This is a genomic window from Modestobacter sp. VKM Ac-2979 (genome assembly GCF_026967995.1).
Lineage (GTDB): Bacteria > Actinomycetota > Actinomycetes > Mycobacteriales > Geodermatophilaceae > Modestobacter.
Window position 1 is genome coordinate 128,198 of the sequence record NZ_JAPVBO010000009.1, and the last position, 15,392, is coordinate 143,589.

Consider the following 15,392-nt stretch of genomic DNA (forward strand, 5'->3'; position numbering starts at 1 on the left):
TCGGGCGAGGACTTGACGTCCTCCTGACGTCGCCGGGCCCCCGGGAGCGCGGAGGAGGGGATGTGCGGGTCCTGCTGGTCGAGGACGACGACCGCGTGGCGGCGGCGCTGGGCGACGTGCTGCGCCGGCACGGGGTGCTGGTGCAGCGGGTGTCCTCCGGGCAGGAGGCGCTGGTGCCGCGCGCGGTCGACCTCGTGCTGCTGGACCTGGGGTTGCCCGACATGGACGGGCTGGCGGTCTGCCGGGCGCTGCGCCGGGTCGTCGACGTGCCGATCATCGCGGTCACGGCGCGGGCAGAGGAGCGGGAGCGGATCGCCGGGCTGCGGGCCGGGGCCGACGACTACGTCGTCAAGCCCTACAGCAGTGCCGAGCTGCTGGCGCGGATGGAGGCCGTGCTGCGCCGCAGTCACCGCGCGGCCCCGTCCCCGCCGGTCGCGCTCGCCGAGCCGCCGGCGGCGCCGGTGCTGCGTCACGGTGCGCTCGAGGTCGACCCGGGCGCCCGGCGGGTCACCCTGGCCGGGGGCGAGCTGAAGCTGTCCCGCAAGGAGTTCGACCTGCTCGTCGTGCTGGCCGGCGCCCAGGGCACCGTCTGCTCCCGCGAGACGCTGCTGGACCGGGTCTGGGGCGCGACGCTGTTCGGCTCGACCCGCACCCTCGACGTGCACGTGGCGACGCTGCGCGCCAAGCTCGGCGACCCGGAGCTGATCGAGACCGTCCGCGGCGTCGGCTACCGGATGCGCGCCGCCGTCCCGCTGCCGTGAGCCGGGAGGTGGCCCGGTGCGGCGCCGGCTGATCGCGCTCTTCCTCGGCCTGGTCGCCGTGCTGCTGCTGGCCGTGGAGGTGCCGCTGGCCGCCAGTTACGCGCAGGCCCGCACCCAGGAGCTGCTCATCGACCGCACCGGCGACACCTCCCGGCTGGCCCGCCTCGCCGCCCCGGCGCTGGCCCGGGACGCGGTGCGGACCCTGCAGCCGGAGCTGCGGGCGTACGGCGAGCTCTACGGCGTCCTGGTGCAGGTGCACGGCCCGGACGGGGAACTGCTGCTCAGCTCGGCGCCGGACGCACCCGAGGCCGCCGCGGCGGACAGCATGGGGCAGGCGCTGGCCGGCCGCCGGTCCAGCCCGCCGCCCACCGTCCTGCCGTGGCGGACGGCCCCGGTCGCCGTCGCCGAGCCGGTGCTGCGCGGCAGCGAGGTGGCCGGCGCCGTGGTCACCGTGTCGCCGACCGGTCGGGTGGTGCAGCAGGTGGTGGTCCACTGGGCGCTGCTGGCCGCCGCGGGGCTGTTCGCGCTGGCGCTGGTGGCGCTGGCGACCGCACCGCTGTCCCGGTGGATCCTGCGCCCGGTGCACCGGCTGGACGACGCCGTGCACACCCTCACCACCGGCGACCTCGACGCCCGCGCGAAGGTCGGCCCCGGGCCCCCGGAGCTGCGTCGGCTGATCGCCGACTTCAACCGGATGGCCGAGGCGATCCGCACCTCCAGCGCACAGCAGCGGGCCCTGGTCGCCGACGTCTCGCACCGGCTGCGCAACCCGCTCACCGCGCTGCAGCTGCGGGTCGACGCACTGGAGGCCGGGCTGGTGCCCGGCGCGCGGGCGGACCACCGCCTGGCGATGGCGGAGATCGAGCGGCTCACCCAGGTGCTCGACGACACCCTCGCCATGGCCCGGGCCGAGGACGACGCCAGCCCGCTGGTGGCGGTGGACGTGCGCGAGTGCGTCCGGGACCGGCTGCGGATGTGGAGCGACGCCGCTGCCGCCGGGAACACCGAGGTGCTGCTGACCGGCGCCGGCACCTGCTGGGTGCTGGCCCCGCGAGGTGCGCTGGACCAGGTGCTCGACGCCGTGCTGTCCAACGCGCTGCGCTTCACCCGCGGCGGCACCGTCGACGTCCAGGTCGAGCTGACCGGGGACGCCGAGGTCGAGGTCCGGGTGGTCGACGACGGGCCGGGGCTCACCCCGGAGGAGTGCGCCGTGGCGACCCGCCGCTTCTGGCGCGCGCCCGACCAGCAGAACGTCCCCGGCTCCGGGCTCGGGCTGGCGATCGCGACGGCGCTGACCGAACGCTGCGGTGGCCGGCTCGCCGTCTCCCCGGCCCGGCCGCACGGGTTGTGCGTCGCCGTCCGGCTGCCCCGGCTGGACGCGGCACCGTCACCCGTCCGGCCGGCTCCGGCGGCTCAGCCGCCACTGACGCCGGGCTTGGCGGCCCGGTAGTAGGCGGCCGCCCCCGGGTGCAGCGGCACCGGGGCGGTGGTGATGGCGCTGCGCTGGTCCAGGTGCCGCGCCGCCGGGTGGGCGCCGACCAGGTCCGGCCGGGCGGCGAACAGCGCGGCGGTGAGCGTCTCGGCGAGGTCGTCGGGCATGTCCGCCCGCACCAGCAGCAGGTTGGGGACGCCGATGCCCGGCACGTCGGCGGGCAGGCCGTACACGCTGGCCCGGATCGTCTGCTCGACGACGTACTCACCGTGGTCGGCGCGCATGCCGACCAGCAGGTCGTCGGTGGGCAGCAGCCGCACCGGGGTGCTGTCGACCAGGTCCTGGACTCCGTCGGTGGGCAGACCGCCGGACCAGAAGAAGGCGTCCAGCCGGCCCGCCGCCAGCTCGCCGGCCGACTCCTGCACGCCCAGCCGCTGGGTGCGGACGGCGCGGTCACCGGACACCCCGGCGACCGCCAGCAGCCGCAGCGCCGTCACCTCGGTGCCCGAACCGGGGGCGCCCACCGACACCCGCTGGCCGGCGAGGTCGGACACCCGCTGGGCGGGGGACCCGGCCGCGACGACGACGTGCACCGCGTTGGTGTAGAGCCGGGCGATGGCCCGGAGGGGGACCGGTGCGTCGAAGGGGCCGGTGCCGGCGGCGGCCTCGGCGGCGGTGTCGGCCAGCGCGAAGGCGACCGCCGCGTCGCCGGTGGCCAGCCGCTCGATGTTGTCCACCGACCCGCTGGTGACCGCCGCGGTGACGGCCGTGTCCGGGAGCTCGGCACCGAAGGCGTCGGCGAGACCCAGCCCGTAGCGGTAGTACACCCCGGAGGACTCGCCCGCGGCGACGACCAGCTCGGCGGGTGGGTCGGCGACGTCCGGGTCCGTCGCGCAGCCGGTGAGCACGGTCCCGGTGAGCACGGCCACCGCGGCGGCCGCTCCGGCCAGCCGGCCGCGGGATCGGCCGCTGGTCACCACATGCCACTCCTCCTGCCGCGCGGTCGGCGCCCGTGCCGGCCGGCGCCGACCCTAGCCGCGCGGCTCCCCGGCCGGTGAGCGTGCGGCTGTGGGAGGGTCAGAGAGGGCTGCGGCTGGTGTCCTCGCGCGGCAGGACCCACCGGTCATCGGCCTTGCGGATGAGGAAGTCGGCGAGCAGGAACGCCTCGTGGACGGCCTCGGTGAGCAGGTCACGGACGTTGCGGTAGGTGGTCACGTCAGAACCTCCAGTGCTGCCGAGTGCGTGCGGGCCAGGCGGTCCCCAGGCCGGCCCGTCGGTCGATCCGTGTGTCCTGGGTCACGACTGGTATCGGCGGTCGGGAGCGTCTCCCGTACCGCGATCCGGTCGGCTCTCACTCTGGCGTGGTGGGTGGTCCGGGCCGGTCCGTCGGCCTGTGCCGGCGCGTCCCACCAGTCGTGGGAGAGGGCCAGTCCGGCTCGCTCTGCCCAGGCTGGTGCGGTGGCTGATCCGACGGGTGGCGAGCGGTCGGCCGGCTGGGCGCGTTCGGCGTACGCCTGGCTGCTGGTGCGCCCGGTGAGTCGCGGGTTCTGGGCCGCGGCGCTGGTGTTCCTCGTCCTGGTCACCGTCAGCAACGCGGTCGACGGCGACTGGCTGTCGGTGGCTCTGGGGAGCCTGCTCGCCGCGGTGGTCGGCCTCCGGCTGTGGGACCTGCGCGGCGCCTCCGGGGACCTGCCCGCGTCGGGTCAGGACCGCACGGCCAGCAGGTAGGCCTGCCGGGTCCTCTCGTGCGGTGGCTCGGGTTCGCGCAGCACCTGGGTCCGCACGGGGAGCCCGGCGGCGGCGAGCCGGTCGGCGACCCGGGCAGGGTCCAGCCGCCAGCCGTGCAGCGAGATCGGGTGGCCGTAGCCCTGCCGGTGGTGGACCGGCTCGTCCGCACCCGCCTGGAACGCGATCACCAGCGGCGCACCTGGTCGCAGCACCCGGGCCAGCTCGGCGAACACTGCGGGCTGTCGCGCCGGCGACGTGTGGATGACCGAGTACCAGGCGAGCGCCCCGGCGAGGTCGCCGTCCGGCAGGTCGAGGGCGGTCAGCGACCCCACGTCGAAGCGCAGCTCCGGGTGCGTGCGCCGGGCGACGGTGACCATGCCGGGGGAGAGGTCGACGCCGAAGGCGTCCAGCCCGAGGTCGGCCAGGTGGGCGGTGACCCGTCCCGGGCCGCAGCCGAGGTCACCGACCGGACCACCGCCGCCGGCGTGCACGAGCTCGGCGAAGAGGCCGAGCACCGCCCGGTCCACCGGACTGCCGGCGAGGTCGTCGCGGAGCAGCGCCGCGTAGTCGACGGCGACGGTGTCGTAGGCCGCTCGGGTCTCCGCCAGCTCACCAGGGGGCTCGGTCACGCCGCGGACGGTACGACGCGACACCGACAGGTCACGCTTCGAACACGTGTGCGATCCGCGGTCGAGGCGGACGGAGCCTCGGCGCACACTGACCGGGTGGACGTCGCACTGCCCCCGGGCTGGCCGGACGAGGTCCGGCCGCCCGGCGCCCCGGACTGGGAGCGGACCGCGGTCAGCTGGCTGTTCGACCTGGTGCCACCGGACTACCGGTCCCACGAGGTGCTGCGCCGCTACCCGGTGCTGCTGGCCCGGTTCGCCGGTGACCACGTCGCCGCGGGGCTGGAAGCGGCGCGGGCCGGCTGGCGCACCGTCCGGGTGGAGCTCGCCGACCAGCTCCCGCCGGAGGCGATGGAGGCCGCGATCAGCGCCTACGAGCGGGAGGGTGCCCGGCTCACCCGGGCCGCGCGCGGGGTCGAGGTGGTCGCCGGGGCGTTGCGCGGCGAACGCTGGGTGCCCCGGCTCTAGGTCCGTCTCCCGCCGGGCACGTCGCCGGTTCGCCGTTACAGTGGACTTTCACCGGTTGCGCCCCACCGGACGCGCCGACGTCGAGAGGACCCTGCCCCGTCGTGTCGTTGCTCAGCTCGTTGACCGGGCCCGCTGACCTCCGGGCACTGCGCCCCGACCAGCTGCCGGTGCTGGCCGGCGAGATCCGTGACGCTCTGGTGGCCGCGGTCGCCAAGACCGGTGGGCACCTGGGCCCGAACCTCGGCGCGGTCGAGCTGACCATCGCCGTCCACCGGGTCTTCGAGTCCCCGCGCGAGCCGATCGTCTTCGACACCGGGCACCAGGCCTACGTGCACAAGCTGCTCACCGGCCGGCTCGACGGCTTCGCCCAGCTCCGCCAGCGCGACGGGCTGTCCGGCTACCCCAGCCGGGCCGAGAGCGAGCACGACTGGGTGGAGAACAGCCACGCCTCGACGTCGCTGTCCTACGCCGACGGGCTGGCCAAGGCCTTCGCCGTCCGCGGTGACGTCCGGCCCGTGGTCGCGGTGATCGGCGACGGCGCGCTCACCGGCGGCATGGCCTGGGAGGCGCTGAACAACATCGCCGCCGCGCAGGACCGCCCCGTCGTCATCGTGGTCAACGACAACGGCCGCTCCTACTCCCCGACGATCGGTGGGGTGGCCGACGCACTCGCCACGCTGCGGCTGCGCCCCGGGTACGAGGAGGCGCTGGCCGCCGTCCGGCAGGCCCTGCACCGCGCACCCGTCGTCGGTACGAAGCTCTACGACGCCCTGCACGCGATCAAGAAGGGGCTCAAGGACGTCCTGGCCCCGCAGGGCATGTTCGAGGACCTCGGCATGAAGTACGTCGGCCCGGTCGACGGCCACGACGTGGAGATGATGGAGTCGGCGCTGCGCCGGGCCCGCTCCTTCGGCGGGCCGGTCATCGTGCACGCCGTCACCACCAAGGGCTTCGGCTACCCGCCGGCGGAGACCGACACCATCGACGCCTGGCACTCCACCGGCGTCTTCGAGCCCGACAGCGGGCTCTCCTCGGCCGCCAAGGGCCCGGAGTGGACCGACGTCTTCGCCGACGAGCTGGTGCGGATCGGCACCGAGCGCTCCGACGTCGTGGCGATCACCGCGGCGATGCTGCACCCGACCGGTCTCGCCCCGTTCGCCGAGCGGTTCCCGGAGCGCACCTACGACGTGGGCATCGCCGAGCAGCACGCACTGACCTCGGCCGCCGGGCTCGCGATGGGTGGCCTGCACCCCGTCGTCGCCATCTACTCGACGTTCCTGAACCGCGCCTTCGACCAGCTGCTGATGGACGTCGCGCTGCACGGCCAGCCGGTCACCCTCGTGCTCGACCGGGCCGGCGTGACCGGCTCCGACGGCGCCTCGCACAACGGCATGTGGGACATGTCGATCTGCTCGATCGTCCCCGGGCTGCAGCTGGCGGCGCCGCGGGACGAGGCGACGATGCGCGAGGCGCTCCGCGAGTCGGTGCAGGTCTCCGACGGGCCCACCGTCATCCGGTTCCCGAAGGGCGCGCTGCCGCCGGAGGTACCGGCGATCGAGCGGCGCGGCCGGGTCGACGTGCTGCGTCGCGGCACGACCCCCGAGGTGCTGCTGGTCGCCGTCGGCTCCCTGGTGCCGATGTGCCTCGCGGTCGCCGAGCGCGCCGCCGACCACGGCATCGAGGTCACCGTCGTCGACCCGCGCTGGGTGATGCCGGTCGCCGACGAGCTGGTCGCGCTGGCCGGCGAGCACCGGCTGGTGGTCACCGTCGAGGACGGCGGCCGGGCCGGCGGTGTGGGCACGCTGCTCTCCCAGGCGCTGCAGGACGCCGACTGCGACGTGCCGGTGCGCACGCTCGGCCTGCCGCAGCAGTTCTTCGAGCACGGCAGCCGCGGTCAGGTGCTGGCCGACGTCGGGCTCACCGAGCAGGACGTCGCCCGCCGGATCGTGGAGTGGGCCGCCCGCGTCGCCGACCGCGCCGCGGCGTCGACCGTGCCGCAGCCCGAGGGCGCCGAGGGCCAGCAGTGAGCGGCACCGTGATCGCCGAGATCCAGGTCGCGCCGTCGCCGCCCGGCACCCCGGACGACCCGCACGCCTTCGTCGAGGCCGCGATCCGGGTGATCCAGGCCTCCGGGCTGCGGTCGGAGGTCGGGGCGCTGGGCACCACGCTGGAGGGCGACGCCGACACGGTGTGGGCGACCCTGCGGGCCGCGCACGAGGCGATGGTCGCCGCGGGCGCGAAGGGTGGCATCTCGCACGTGAAGATCGCCTCGGTGGACCGCACGATGGACAGCCTCACCCACAAGTTCCGCTGAGCCCTGCCCGTCCGGCTCGCACGCCCGTGGCGGGACCGCCGCGGGCAGGCCGGCTCAGTCGGTGCGCAGCGCTCGGAGCATGGCCTGCAGCGGCAACCATGCGTCGCTGGTCGCCGCGGTGGGGTCGGGGCTGGCGGCGATCCACAGTGCCGCCTCGTTCATGGCCCCGGACAGCAGCGCCGCCGTCGCGGCGACCGGGTGTGCACCGATGGCGCCGGCGGCGGCCAGTTCGGTGAGGGCGTCCTCGAGCAGTCGGCCGGAGTGCACCGCATCCATGGCGCGCCACTCGGCCCACCCCAGCACCGCCGGTGCGTCGACGAGCAGGATGCGCCGCGTGGCCGGGCCCGAGCTCGCCGTCAGGAACTCGCGGCAACCGGCTTCCAGGCCACTCCACGGGTCGTCCGCCGCCTCGGCGGCGCGGGCGACCGCCTCGGCGACGCCTTCCTGCAGGCGGCTGAGCACCGCGCGGAACAGCGCCGACTTGCCCGCGTAGTGGTGGTAGACCGCGCCACGGGTGACGCCGGCCTCGGTCGCGACGAGTTCGAGGCCGACATGGGCGTAACCATCCCGGGCGAACAGCTGGGCGGCGACCTCGAGCACGCGCGCTGCAGTGGCGTCGCTCTCGGCGCGGGAACGGCGCGGCACGGCTCCTCCTTGTGACGTACACGCTGTACGTATAGGGTCGCTGCCCTTACAGACACAGTGTACGTAAAGGAGCCGAGATGGCACTGACCAGCGTGTACCCCGTCTTGATGAGCGCTGACCTCGACAGGTCGGCGCGCTTCTTCCGCGAGCACCTGGCGTTCGGGCCGACCTTCGAGTCGGACTGGTACGTCAGCCTCCGGCGCGATCAGTGGGAGCTCGCCGTGCTGGCCGCGGACCACCCGACCGTGCCGGCGACGCACCGGGGCCGCCCCGCCGCCGGGGTGCTGTTGAACGTGGAGGTGGACGACGTGGACGCCGAGCACCAGCGGATGGTCGTCGAGGGTGGGCTGACCGCCGTCCTACCGCTGCGCTCCGAGCCGTTCGGCCAGCGCCACTTCATCGTGGCCGGTCCGGACGGCGTGCTGGTGGACGTCATCACGCCCATCCCGCCGGAGGGCGAGTTCGTCGAGCAGTTCCGCTGACGCAGGACCTCCCCGGGGTGGCCCGTGATCGCCGTCCTCGCGCCCCGGGTGCCGACCTCACGCTGCGACGTGAGGTCGGCACCTGGGAGGTGGGGCCGGCGACCACCGACTACGCGGGGAGCGAGGCCACGCCCCTCGGGAGGAACCGCTGACCGGTGACGGCCTCCGACACCCCGGCGCGGTCGAGGTACGCGCTGATCCCGCCCAGCCAGAACGGCCAGCCGGCGCCGAGCAGCATCGCCAGGTCGATGTCCTGCACGGCCTGGACGACGCCCTCGTCGAGCATCAGCCCGATCTCCTCGGCCAGCGCCCGCTCGGCCCGAGAGCGCAGCTCGTCGGCGGTCAGCGGCGAGTCACCCGCGTCGATGCCGGCCAGCTCCGGGTCGATGACGCCGGGCTCGAAGAAGACCGAGGTCTTGCCCATCTCGACCATCCGACGCAGCCCCGCGCCGACGCCGAAGCGGTCGGGGAACGCCTCGTGCATCCGCTCCGCCACGTGCAGCGCGACCGGCGGACCGACCAGCGTCAGCAGCTCGAACGGCGTCATCGGCAGGCCCAGCGGCTCCAGCGCCGTCTCCGCGACCGCCACCGGCGTGCCGGCGTCCACGGCCGCGGTGACCTCGCCGAGGAACCGGGTGAGCAGCCGGTTGACCACGAACGCCGGGGCATCGGCGACCAGCACGCAGGACTTCCCCAGCGCCTTGCCGACGGCGAAGGCGGTGGCCAGCGTGGCGTCGTCGGTGCGCTCGGCGCGCACCACCTCCAGCAGCGGCAGGACGGCGACCGGGTTGAAGAAGTGCAGGCCGACGACCCGCTCGGGGTGCTGCAGCCGCGCGGCCATCTCGGTCACCGACAGCGCCGAGGTGTTGGTCGCCAGCACGCACTCGGCAGAGACCACCGCCTCCACCTCGGCGAACACCTGCTGCTTGACCGACAGCTCCTCGAACACCGCCTCGATCACCAGGTCGGCGTCGGCGAAGGCGCCCTTGTCCAGCGAGCCGGTGACCAGGCCCTTCAGCCGGTTGAGGGCGTCGGGGGAGAGCCGCCCGCGGCCGGCCAGCTTCTCCAGCTCGCCGTGCACGTAGCCGACGCCCTTGTCGACGCGGGCCTGGTCGACGTCGGTGAGCACCACGGGCACCTCGAGCCGGCGCACGAACAGCAGCGCCAGCTGGGAGGCCATCAGCCCGGCACCGACGACGCCGACCTTCGTCACCTTCCGGGCCAGTTTGCGGTCCGGCGCACCCGCGGGGCGCTTGGCCCGCTTGTTGACCAGGTCGAAGGCGTACAGGCCGGCCCGCAGCTCCTCGCTCATCAGCAGGTCGGTGAGCGCGTCGTCCTCGGCCGCCGTCCCGGTGGTGAAGCCGGCGTCGCCGGCCCGGGCCAGGTCGAGCAGCTCCACCGCACGCAGCGCCCCGGGGGACGCATTGCGGGTGCGGGCAGCGACGAGCTGCCGGGCGCGGGAGATCGCGTCGTCCCAGGCCGTCCGGTCGACCTCGGGACGGCGGACGGCGACGTCCCCGGTGAGCACCCCGGCCGCCCACGCCAGCGAACGCTCCAGGAAGTCGGCCGGCTCGAACACCGCGTCGGCCATGCCCAGCCTCGCGGCCTTCGGCGCCGGGGTCACCTTGTTCTGCGCCAGCGCGTTCTCCACGATCACGGTGACCGCCGCGTCGATCCCGATCAGCTCCGGGAGCAGCTGGGTGCCGCCCCAGCCGGGCACCAGGCCGAGGAAGACCTCGGGGAAGGCCACGACGGCGGTGCTGGCGATCGTCCGGTGGTGGCAGTGCAGCGCCAGCTCCAGGCCGCCGCCGAGCGCCGCGCCGTTGACGAACGCGAACGTCGGGATCGTCGACTCCTTGAGCCGGCGGAACACCCGGTGCCCGGTCTCGGCGATCTCCCGGGCGTCGGCGGCCGAGGTGATCGACGGGACGCCGGAGAGGTCGGCGCCGACGGCGAAGATGAACGGCTTCCCGGTGACGGCGATGGCAGCCGGGGCGGGGGAGTGGGCGGCGATCTCGTCCAGGGCGGCGTCCAGCGAGGCCAGCCCGCCGGGCCCGAACGTGGAGGGCCGGGTGTGGTCGTGCCCGTTGTCCAGGGTGATCAGCGCGAGCTCCCCGGCCAGCCCAGGCACCCGCAGGTACCGGACCAGCGCACGGGTGACGACCTCGTCGGCGAAGACGGCGCTCATGCCGCAGCCCCTTCCCAGTTCGGGTTCTCCCAGATCACGGTGCCGCCCATGCCGATGCCGATGCACATGGCGGTCAGGCCGTAGCGGACGTCGGGTCGCTGGGCGAACTGCCGGGACAGCTGCGTCATCAGCCGCACGCCCGAGGAGGCCAGGGGGTGACCCACGGCGATCGCGCCGCCCCACGGGTTGACCCGCGCGTCGTCGTCGGCGATGCCGAAGTGGTCCAGGAACGCGAGCACCTGGACGGCGAAGGCCTCGTTCAGCTCGAACAGGCCGATGTCGGTGATCGACAGCCCGGTGCGGGCCAGCGCCTTCTCCGTCGACGGGATCGGCCCGACGCCCATCACCTCGGGCTCGACCCCGGCGAAGCCGAAGCCGACCAGCCGCATGCCGACGTCGAGCCCCAGCTCCTCGGCGACCTCCTCGGCGGCGAGCAGGCACCCGGTCGCGCCGTCGTTCAGCCCGGCGGCGTTGCCGGCGGTGACGTGACCGTGTGGGCGGAACGGCGTCTTCAGCGTCGACAGGCCCTCGAGCGTGGTTTTCGGCCGTGGCGGCTCGTCGACCGTGGCCAGGCCCCAGCCGGCGTCGGCCGAGCGGGTCGCCACCGGCACCAGCTCCGGGCCGATCTGGCCCGCGGCCACCGCCGCGGCGTACTTCTGCTGGCTGGCCAGCGCGAAGGCGTCGGCCCGCTCCTTGGTCAGGTGCGGGAACCGGTCGTGCAGGTTCTCCGCGGTCGAGCCCATCACCAGCGCGGAGCCGTCGACGATCTTCTCGCTGACGAACCGCGGGTTCGGGTCGACGCCCTCGCCCATCGGGTGGTGCCCCATGTGCTCGACGCCGCCGGCGATCGCGACGTCGTAGGCGCCGAAGGCGATGCCGCTGGCCGTCGTCGTCACCGCGGTCATCGCCCCGGCGCACATCCGGTCGATGGCGTAGCCGGGCACGCTCTTCGGCAGCCCGGCCAGCAGTGCAGCGGTGCGGCCGATGGTCAGGCCCTGGTCGCCGATCTGGGTGGTGGCGGCGATGGCGACCTCGTCGACCCGCTCGGCCGGCAGCGACGGGTTCCGGCGCAGCAGCTCGCGGATGCAGCGCACGACGAGGTCGTCGGCGCGGGTCTCGGCGTAGATGCCCGCCGGACCCGCCTTGCCGAACGGGGTGCGCACGCCGTCGACGAAGACGACCTCACGCAGTTGGCGTGGCAACCGCTCTCCAGATGACACAGGACCTCCGCGATGAGCTCGGTGCCGCCCCGGACAGGGCGGCACCGCGAAGTTACCCGCTGGTAACCGCAGGCTCCAGACCCTCCGGGGTGACCGGCCGGTTCTAGATCACGGTCCGGCAACAGTGCCGCCATGTGCTTGCGGTCACACCCGAGGCAGTAAACGATCACTTCCGGAAATCTCCCGGATCCAACGAAGGAACGGCAGGTCGAACATGGCGCGACAGCGCACCCTGATGACTGCTCTCGCAGCCTCACTCGTCTTCTCGATGGCCGCCTGCGGCAGTGACGACGACGGCGGCGGCGGCGGTGGCGGTGGCGGCGGCGAGGCCGCCGGCAAGGTCGGGGTGATCCTCCCCGACACCGCGTCCTCGGCGCGCTGGGCGAGCGCGGACGCCCCGCTGCTGGAGGCCGCGTTCGAGGAGGCCGGCGTCGAGGCCGACATCCAGAACGCGCAGGGCGATGCCCAGCGGATGGCGACGATCGCCGAGCAGATGATCACCGGTGGGGTCACCGTCCTGGCGATCGTCAACCTGGACTCCGCCTCCGGCGCCGCCATCCAGCGGCAGGCCGAGCAGCAGGGCGTCCAGACGATCGACTACGACCGGCTCACCCTCGGTGGGGAGTCCGACTACTACGTCTCCTTCGACAACACCGAGGTCGGCCGCCTGCAGGGCGAGGGCCTGGCCCAGTGCCTCGGCGACGAGCCGGCGAACATCGCGTTCCTGAACGGGTCGCCGGACGACAACAACGCCACGCTGTTCTCCGAGGGCGCGCACGAGGTCCTCGACCCGATGACCCAGTACACGGTTGCAGCCGAGCAGGCCGTGCCCGAGTGGGACAACCAGCAGGCCGCGACGATCTTCGAGCAGATGTACACCCAAGCCGGCGGTGACATCCAGGGCGTGCTGGCCGCCAACGACGGCCTCGCCAACGCGGTCATCTCCATCCTGGGCCGCAACAACGTCGCCGGCACCGTGCCGGTGACCGGGCAGGACGCCACCACCGAGGGCCTGCAGAACATCCTGGCCGGCAACCAGTGCATGACCGTCTACAAGCCGATCGAGGCGGAGGCCACCGCGCTGGCCGAGCTCGCGGTGGCCCTGGTCAACGGTGAGACCCCGGAGGTCGACGGCGAGGTGGAGGACGTCGAGGGCGACCGCACCGTCCCGGCCGTGCTGCTGGACCCGGTCTCAGTCTTCCGGGACAACGTCAAGGAGGTCGTCGACGACGGCTACGTCGACGCCGCCGACCTGTGCACCGGTGAGTACGCCGCCGCCTGCACCGAGCTCGGCATCCAGTAGTCCACCTGCCAGCAGGGGCGCCCTCTCCGGGGGGCGCCCCTGTCGGCCTGTCCAGCCGAGAAGGGACTCACGTGTCCGCTCCAGAGCGCGATCACGGCACCACGGCCGTCGGCCGGCCCACCCTCGAACTGCGGGGGGTGGACAAGAGCTTCGGCGCCGTCCAGGTGCTGCACGACGTCCACCTCACCGTCTACCCCGGGAAGGTCACCGCACTGGTCGGTGACAACGGAGCGGGCAAGAGCACGCTGATCAAGGGCATCGCGGGCATCCACCCGTTCGACTCGGGCGAGGTGGAGTTCGAGGGCGAGCGAGTCACGCTGCACAGCCCCCGGGACGCCGCCAAGCTCGGGATCGAGGTGGTCTACCAGGACCTCGCGCTGGCCGACAACCTCGACGTCGTCCAGAACATGTTCCTGGGGCGGGAGCGCAAGCGCGGCGTTCTGCTCGATGAGCAGTCGATGGAGGTGGCGGCCCGGGAGACGCTGGCCAAGCTGTCGGTCCGCACCCTGAAGTCCGTCCGGCAGCTGGTGTCCAGCCTCTCCGGCGGACAGCGGCAGACCGTGGCCATCGCCAAGGCCGTGTTGTGGGAGTCCAAGCTCGTCATCCTCGACGAGCCGACCGCGGCACTGGGCGTGGCGCAGACCCGGCAGGTGCTCGACCTGGTCCGCCGGCTGGCCGACGCCGGCCACGCCGTCGTCTTCATCACGCACAACATGGTCGACGTGTTCGAGGTCGCCGACCGGGTGGCCGCGCTCTACCTGGGGCGAGTAGCCGCCGACGTCCCGATCGACCAGGTCGACCGCACCCAGGTCATCGAGCTCATCACCTCCGGCCGATCCGGTGACCTGGGCCTCTCGGCCGAAGACCTCGAGGACTGAGAGGACGTCATGTCGAGCAACACACTGACCGCCGCCGAGGCGAGCGGTCCGCAGAAGCCCGCCGCGGGCTTCGAGGGCGACCGGCAGGACAACACGCTCGGCGGCGCCGTCCGGGGCTACCTGGACAAGCTCCGCGGCGGTGACCTGGGGGCGCTTCCGGCCGTCCTGGGCATCATCACCCTCGGCATCCTGTTCACGGTGCTGCGGCCGGGCACCTTCCTGACCCCGCTGAACCTGGCCAACCTCGCCGTGCAGGCCACCCCGATCATCGTGCTCGCGATGGGCCTGGTCTTCGTCCTGCTCCTGGGCGAGATCGACCTGTCGGCCGGCGTGGTCAGCGGGGTCTGCTCGGCGGTCCTGGCCCAGGTGCTGGTGCAGAGCGGGTTCGGCTGGCCGGTCGCCGTCCTCGCCGCGATCGCCACGGGTGCGGTGATCGGGGTGTTCACCGGCAGCCTGGTCGGCATGGTCGGCATCCCGTCGTTCGTGGTGACCCTGGCGCTGTTCCTGGGCTGGCAGGGCGTGACCCTGCGGCTGATCGGCCAGGGCGGCACGGTGCCGGTGCGGGAACCGGTGATCCGGGCACTGGCCAACGAGAACCTGCCGCTGGCGGTCGGCTGGGCGCTGGCCGTGCTGGTGGCGGTCGGCTACGCCGCGATCGAGCTCTGGCGCTGGCGGGCCAAGCGTGCCCGCGACCTGGCCCACCAGCCGCTGGTGCTGGTCGTCCTCCGGGTGGTGCTGATGGCCGTGGTGGTGATCGGCGTGACCGCGATCCTCAGCCAGGACCGGGCGCTGTCGGCGGCGGTCGACCTGGCCGGCATCCCGTACGCCATCCCGCTGGTCATCCTGCTGCTGCTGGTGGTCACGTTCGTGCTGTCCCGCACCAGCTTCGGCCGGCACATGTACGCGGTCGGCGGCAACGCCGAGGCAGCCCGCCGGGCTGGCATCAACGTGACCCGGATCCGGGTGCTGGCCTTCGTGATCTCCTCCAGCCTGGCGGCGATCAGCGGCATCCTCGCCACCTCGCGGCTGAGCTCGGTGACGCCGGACGCCGGCGCGGGCAACACGCTGCTGTACGCGGTCGGTGCCGCGGTCATCGGTGGCACCAGCCTCTTCGGCGGTCGGGGGCGGGCCCGCGACGCGCTGCTCGGTGGCCTGGTCATCGCGATCATCGCCAACGGGCTGGGGCTGCTCGGGGTGGCGGCGTACCTGAACTTCGTCATCACCGGCGGGGTGCTGCTGCTGGCCGCATCGGTGGACGCGCTGGCCCGCCGCCGGGCGGCCACGGCACGCTGATGCCGTGACGACGGGCCGGCCACGGGCACGGCGTGCAGTGGCGCGCGCCGTGCC

16 protein-coding genes are annotated in these 15,392 nt (G+C 73.9%); 10 read left to right on the forward strand and 6 right to left on the reverse strand.

Translation table 11 applies throughout. The features are described from left to right. The first annotated feature begins 62 nt into the window (after positions 1 to 62). Both O2W15_RS23055 and O2W15_RS23060 read left to right on the forward strand, forming a co-directional pair. On the forward strand, positions 63 to 761 hold the full coding sequence (locus O2W15_RS23055; RefSeq protein ID WP_269165198.1) for a response regulator transcription factor: 699 nt from the start codon (positions 63 to 65) through the stop codon (positions 759 to 761). Between the two features lie 16 nt (positions 762 to 777). Next, positions 778 to 2,211 (forward strand): HAMP domain-containing sensor histidine kinase, encoded by a 1,434-nt coding sequence (locus tag O2W15_RS23060; RefSeq protein WP_269181155.1) that lies wholly within the window; start codon positions 778 to 780, stop codon positions 2,209 to 2,211. On the opposite strand, the gene O2W15_RS23065 is transcribed toward O2W15_RS23060, so the two are convergent. Then, entirely contained in the window at positions 2,175 to 3,170 is a 996-nt protein-coding gene (locus O2W15_RS23065; protein WP_269181156.1) for a TAXI family TRAP transporter solute-binding subunit, read from the reverse strand. The two genes, O2W15_RS23060 and O2W15_RS23065, sit on opposite strands and share 37 nt — an antisense overlap. Positions 3,171 to 3,270: 100 nt before the next feature. Further along, a complete protein-coding gene (locus O2W15_RS23070; protein WP_269165195.1) occupies positions 3,271 to 3,408 on the reverse strand; it encodes a hypothetical protein in 138 nt (45 codons plus the stop codon). A 243-nt stretch (positions 3,409 to 3,651) separates the two neighbouring features. Between O2W15_RS23070 and O2W15_RS23075 the strand changes: the two genes are divergently transcribed. Next, the gene (locus tag O2W15_RS23075; RefSeq protein WP_269165194.1) at positions 3,652 to 3,921 is read left to right on the forward strand and encodes a hypothetical protein; all 270 of its coding nucleotides are present in this window, start codon (positions 3,652 to 3,654) and stop codon (positions 3,919 to 3,921) included. Here O2W15_RS23075 and O2W15_RS23080 read toward each other — a convergent pair. Further along, on the reverse strand, positions 3,897 to 4,550 hold the full coding sequence (locus O2W15_RS23080) for a class I SAM-dependent methyltransferase (RefSeq protein WP_269181157.1): 654 nt from the start codon (positions 4,548 to 4,550) through the stop codon (positions 3,897 to 3,899). The genes O2W15_RS23075 and O2W15_RS23080 overlap by 25 nt on opposite strands. Before the next feature lie 96 nt (positions 4,551 to 4,646). On the opposite strand from O2W15_RS23080, the gene O2W15_RS23085 reads away from it, so the two are divergent. The 3 genes from O2W15_RS23085 to O2W15_RS23095 all read left to right on the forward strand — a co-directional run bounded on the left by O2W15_RS23085 (position 4,647) and on the right by O2W15_RS23095 (position 7,329). Beyond that, on the forward strand, positions 4,647 to 5,015 hold the full coding sequence (locus tag O2W15_RS23085) for a hypothetical protein (RefSeq protein ID WP_269165192.1): 369 nt from the start codon (positions 4,647 to 4,649) through the stop codon (positions 5,013 to 5,015). A gap of 101 nt (positions 5,016 to 5,116) precedes the next feature. Further along, a complete protein-coding gene (gene dxs / locus O2W15_RS23090; protein WP_269181158.1) occupies positions 5,117 to 7,042 on the forward strand; it encodes a 1-deoxy-D-xylulose-5-phosphate synthase in 1,926 nt (641 codons plus the stop codon). After that, positions 7,039 to 7,329: a thiamine-binding protein gene (locus tag O2W15_RS23095; protein WP_269165190.1), complete on the forward strand. Its 291-nt coding sequence runs from the start codon at positions 7,039 to 7,041 to the stop codon at positions 7,327 to 7,329. The genes dxs and O2W15_RS23095 overlap by 4 nt, the downstream gene beginning before the upstream one ends. A 54-nt stretch (positions 7,330 to 7,383) precedes the next feature. On the opposite strand, the gene O2W15_RS23100 is transcribed toward O2W15_RS23095, so the two are convergent. Beyond that, complete coding sequence (locus tag O2W15_RS23100) at positions 7,384 to 7,974, reverse strand: TetR/AcrR family transcriptional regulator (RefSeq protein ID WP_269181159.1); 591 nt, start codon at positions 7,972 to 7,974, stop codon at positions 7,384 to 7,386. A 77-nt stretch (positions 7,975 to 8,051) separates the two neighbouring features. Between O2W15_RS23100 and O2W15_RS23105 the strand changes: the two genes are divergently transcribed. After that, positions 8,052 to 8,456, forward strand: a complete 405-nt coding sequence (locus O2W15_RS23105; RefSeq protein ID WP_269181160.1) for a VOC family protein — start codon at positions 8,052 to 8,054, stop codon at positions 8,454 to 8,456. A 109-nt stretch (positions 8,457 to 8,565) separates the two neighbouring features. Here O2W15_RS23105 and O2W15_RS23110 read toward each other — a convergent pair whose 3' ends face one another. Both O2W15_RS23110 and O2W15_RS23115 read right to left on the reverse strand, forming a co-directional pair. After that, on the reverse strand, positions 8,566 to 10,644 hold the full coding sequence (locus O2W15_RS23110; protein ID WP_269181161.1) for a 3-hydroxyacyl-CoA dehydrogenase NAD-binding domain-containing protein: 2,079 nt from the start codon (positions 10,642 to 10,644) through the stop codon (positions 8,566 to 8,568). Further along, positions 10,641 to 11,846: a thiolase family protein gene (locus O2W15_RS23115; protein ID WP_269181162.1), complete on the reverse strand. Its 1,206-nt coding sequence runs from the start codon at positions 11,844 to 11,846 to the stop codon at positions 10,641 to 10,643. The genes O2W15_RS23110 and O2W15_RS23115 overlap by 4 nt, the downstream gene beginning before the upstream one ends. A 253-nt stretch (positions 11,847 to 12,099) precedes the next feature. Here O2W15_RS23115 and O2W15_RS23120 point away from each other — a divergent pair, with 253 nt between their 5' ends. The 3 genes from O2W15_RS23120 to O2W15_RS23130 all read left to right on the forward strand — a co-directional run bounded on the left by O2W15_RS23120 (position 12,100) and on the right by O2W15_RS23130 (position 15,338). Continuing rightward, a complete protein-coding gene (locus O2W15_RS23120) occupies positions 12,100 to 13,167 on the forward strand; it encodes a sugar ABC transporter substrate-binding protein (RefSeq protein ID WP_269181163.1) in 1,068 nt (355 codons plus the stop codon). Between the two features lie 71 nt (positions 13,168 to 13,238). Beyond that, positions 13,239 to 14,045: an ATP-binding cassette domain-containing protein gene (locus O2W15_RS23125; protein WP_269160459.1), complete on the forward strand. Its 807-nt coding sequence runs from the start codon at positions 13,239 to 13,241 to the stop codon at positions 14,043 to 14,045. A 9-nt stretch (positions 14,046 to 14,054) separates the two neighbouring features. Further along, positions 14,055 to 15,338, forward strand: a complete 1,284-nt coding sequence (locus O2W15_RS23130; protein WP_269181164.1) for a sugar ABC transporter permease — start codon at positions 14,055 to 14,057, stop codon at positions 15,336 to 15,338. Positions 15,339 to 15,392 lie beyond the last annotated feature (54 nt).

Bases quoted from the DNA above. Each gene is read 5' to 3' on its own strand.
- O2W15_RS23105 (WP_269181160.1), top strand. From the start codon at position 8,052: ATGGCACTGACCAGCGTGTACCCCGTCTTGATGAGCGCTGACCTCGAC.
- O2W15_RS23120 (WP_269181163.1), top strand. From the start codon at position 12,100: ATGACTGCTCTCGCAGCCTCACTCGTCTTCTCGATGGCCGCCTGCGGC.
- O2W15_RS23130 (WP_269181164.1), top strand. From the start codon at position 14,055: ATGTCGAGCAACACACTGACCGCCGCCGAGGCGAGCGGTCCGCAGAAG.
- O2W15_RS23110 (WP_269181161.1), bottom strand. From the start codon at position 10,644: ATGAGCGCCGTCTTCGCCGACGAGGTCGTCACCCGTGCGCTGGTCCGG.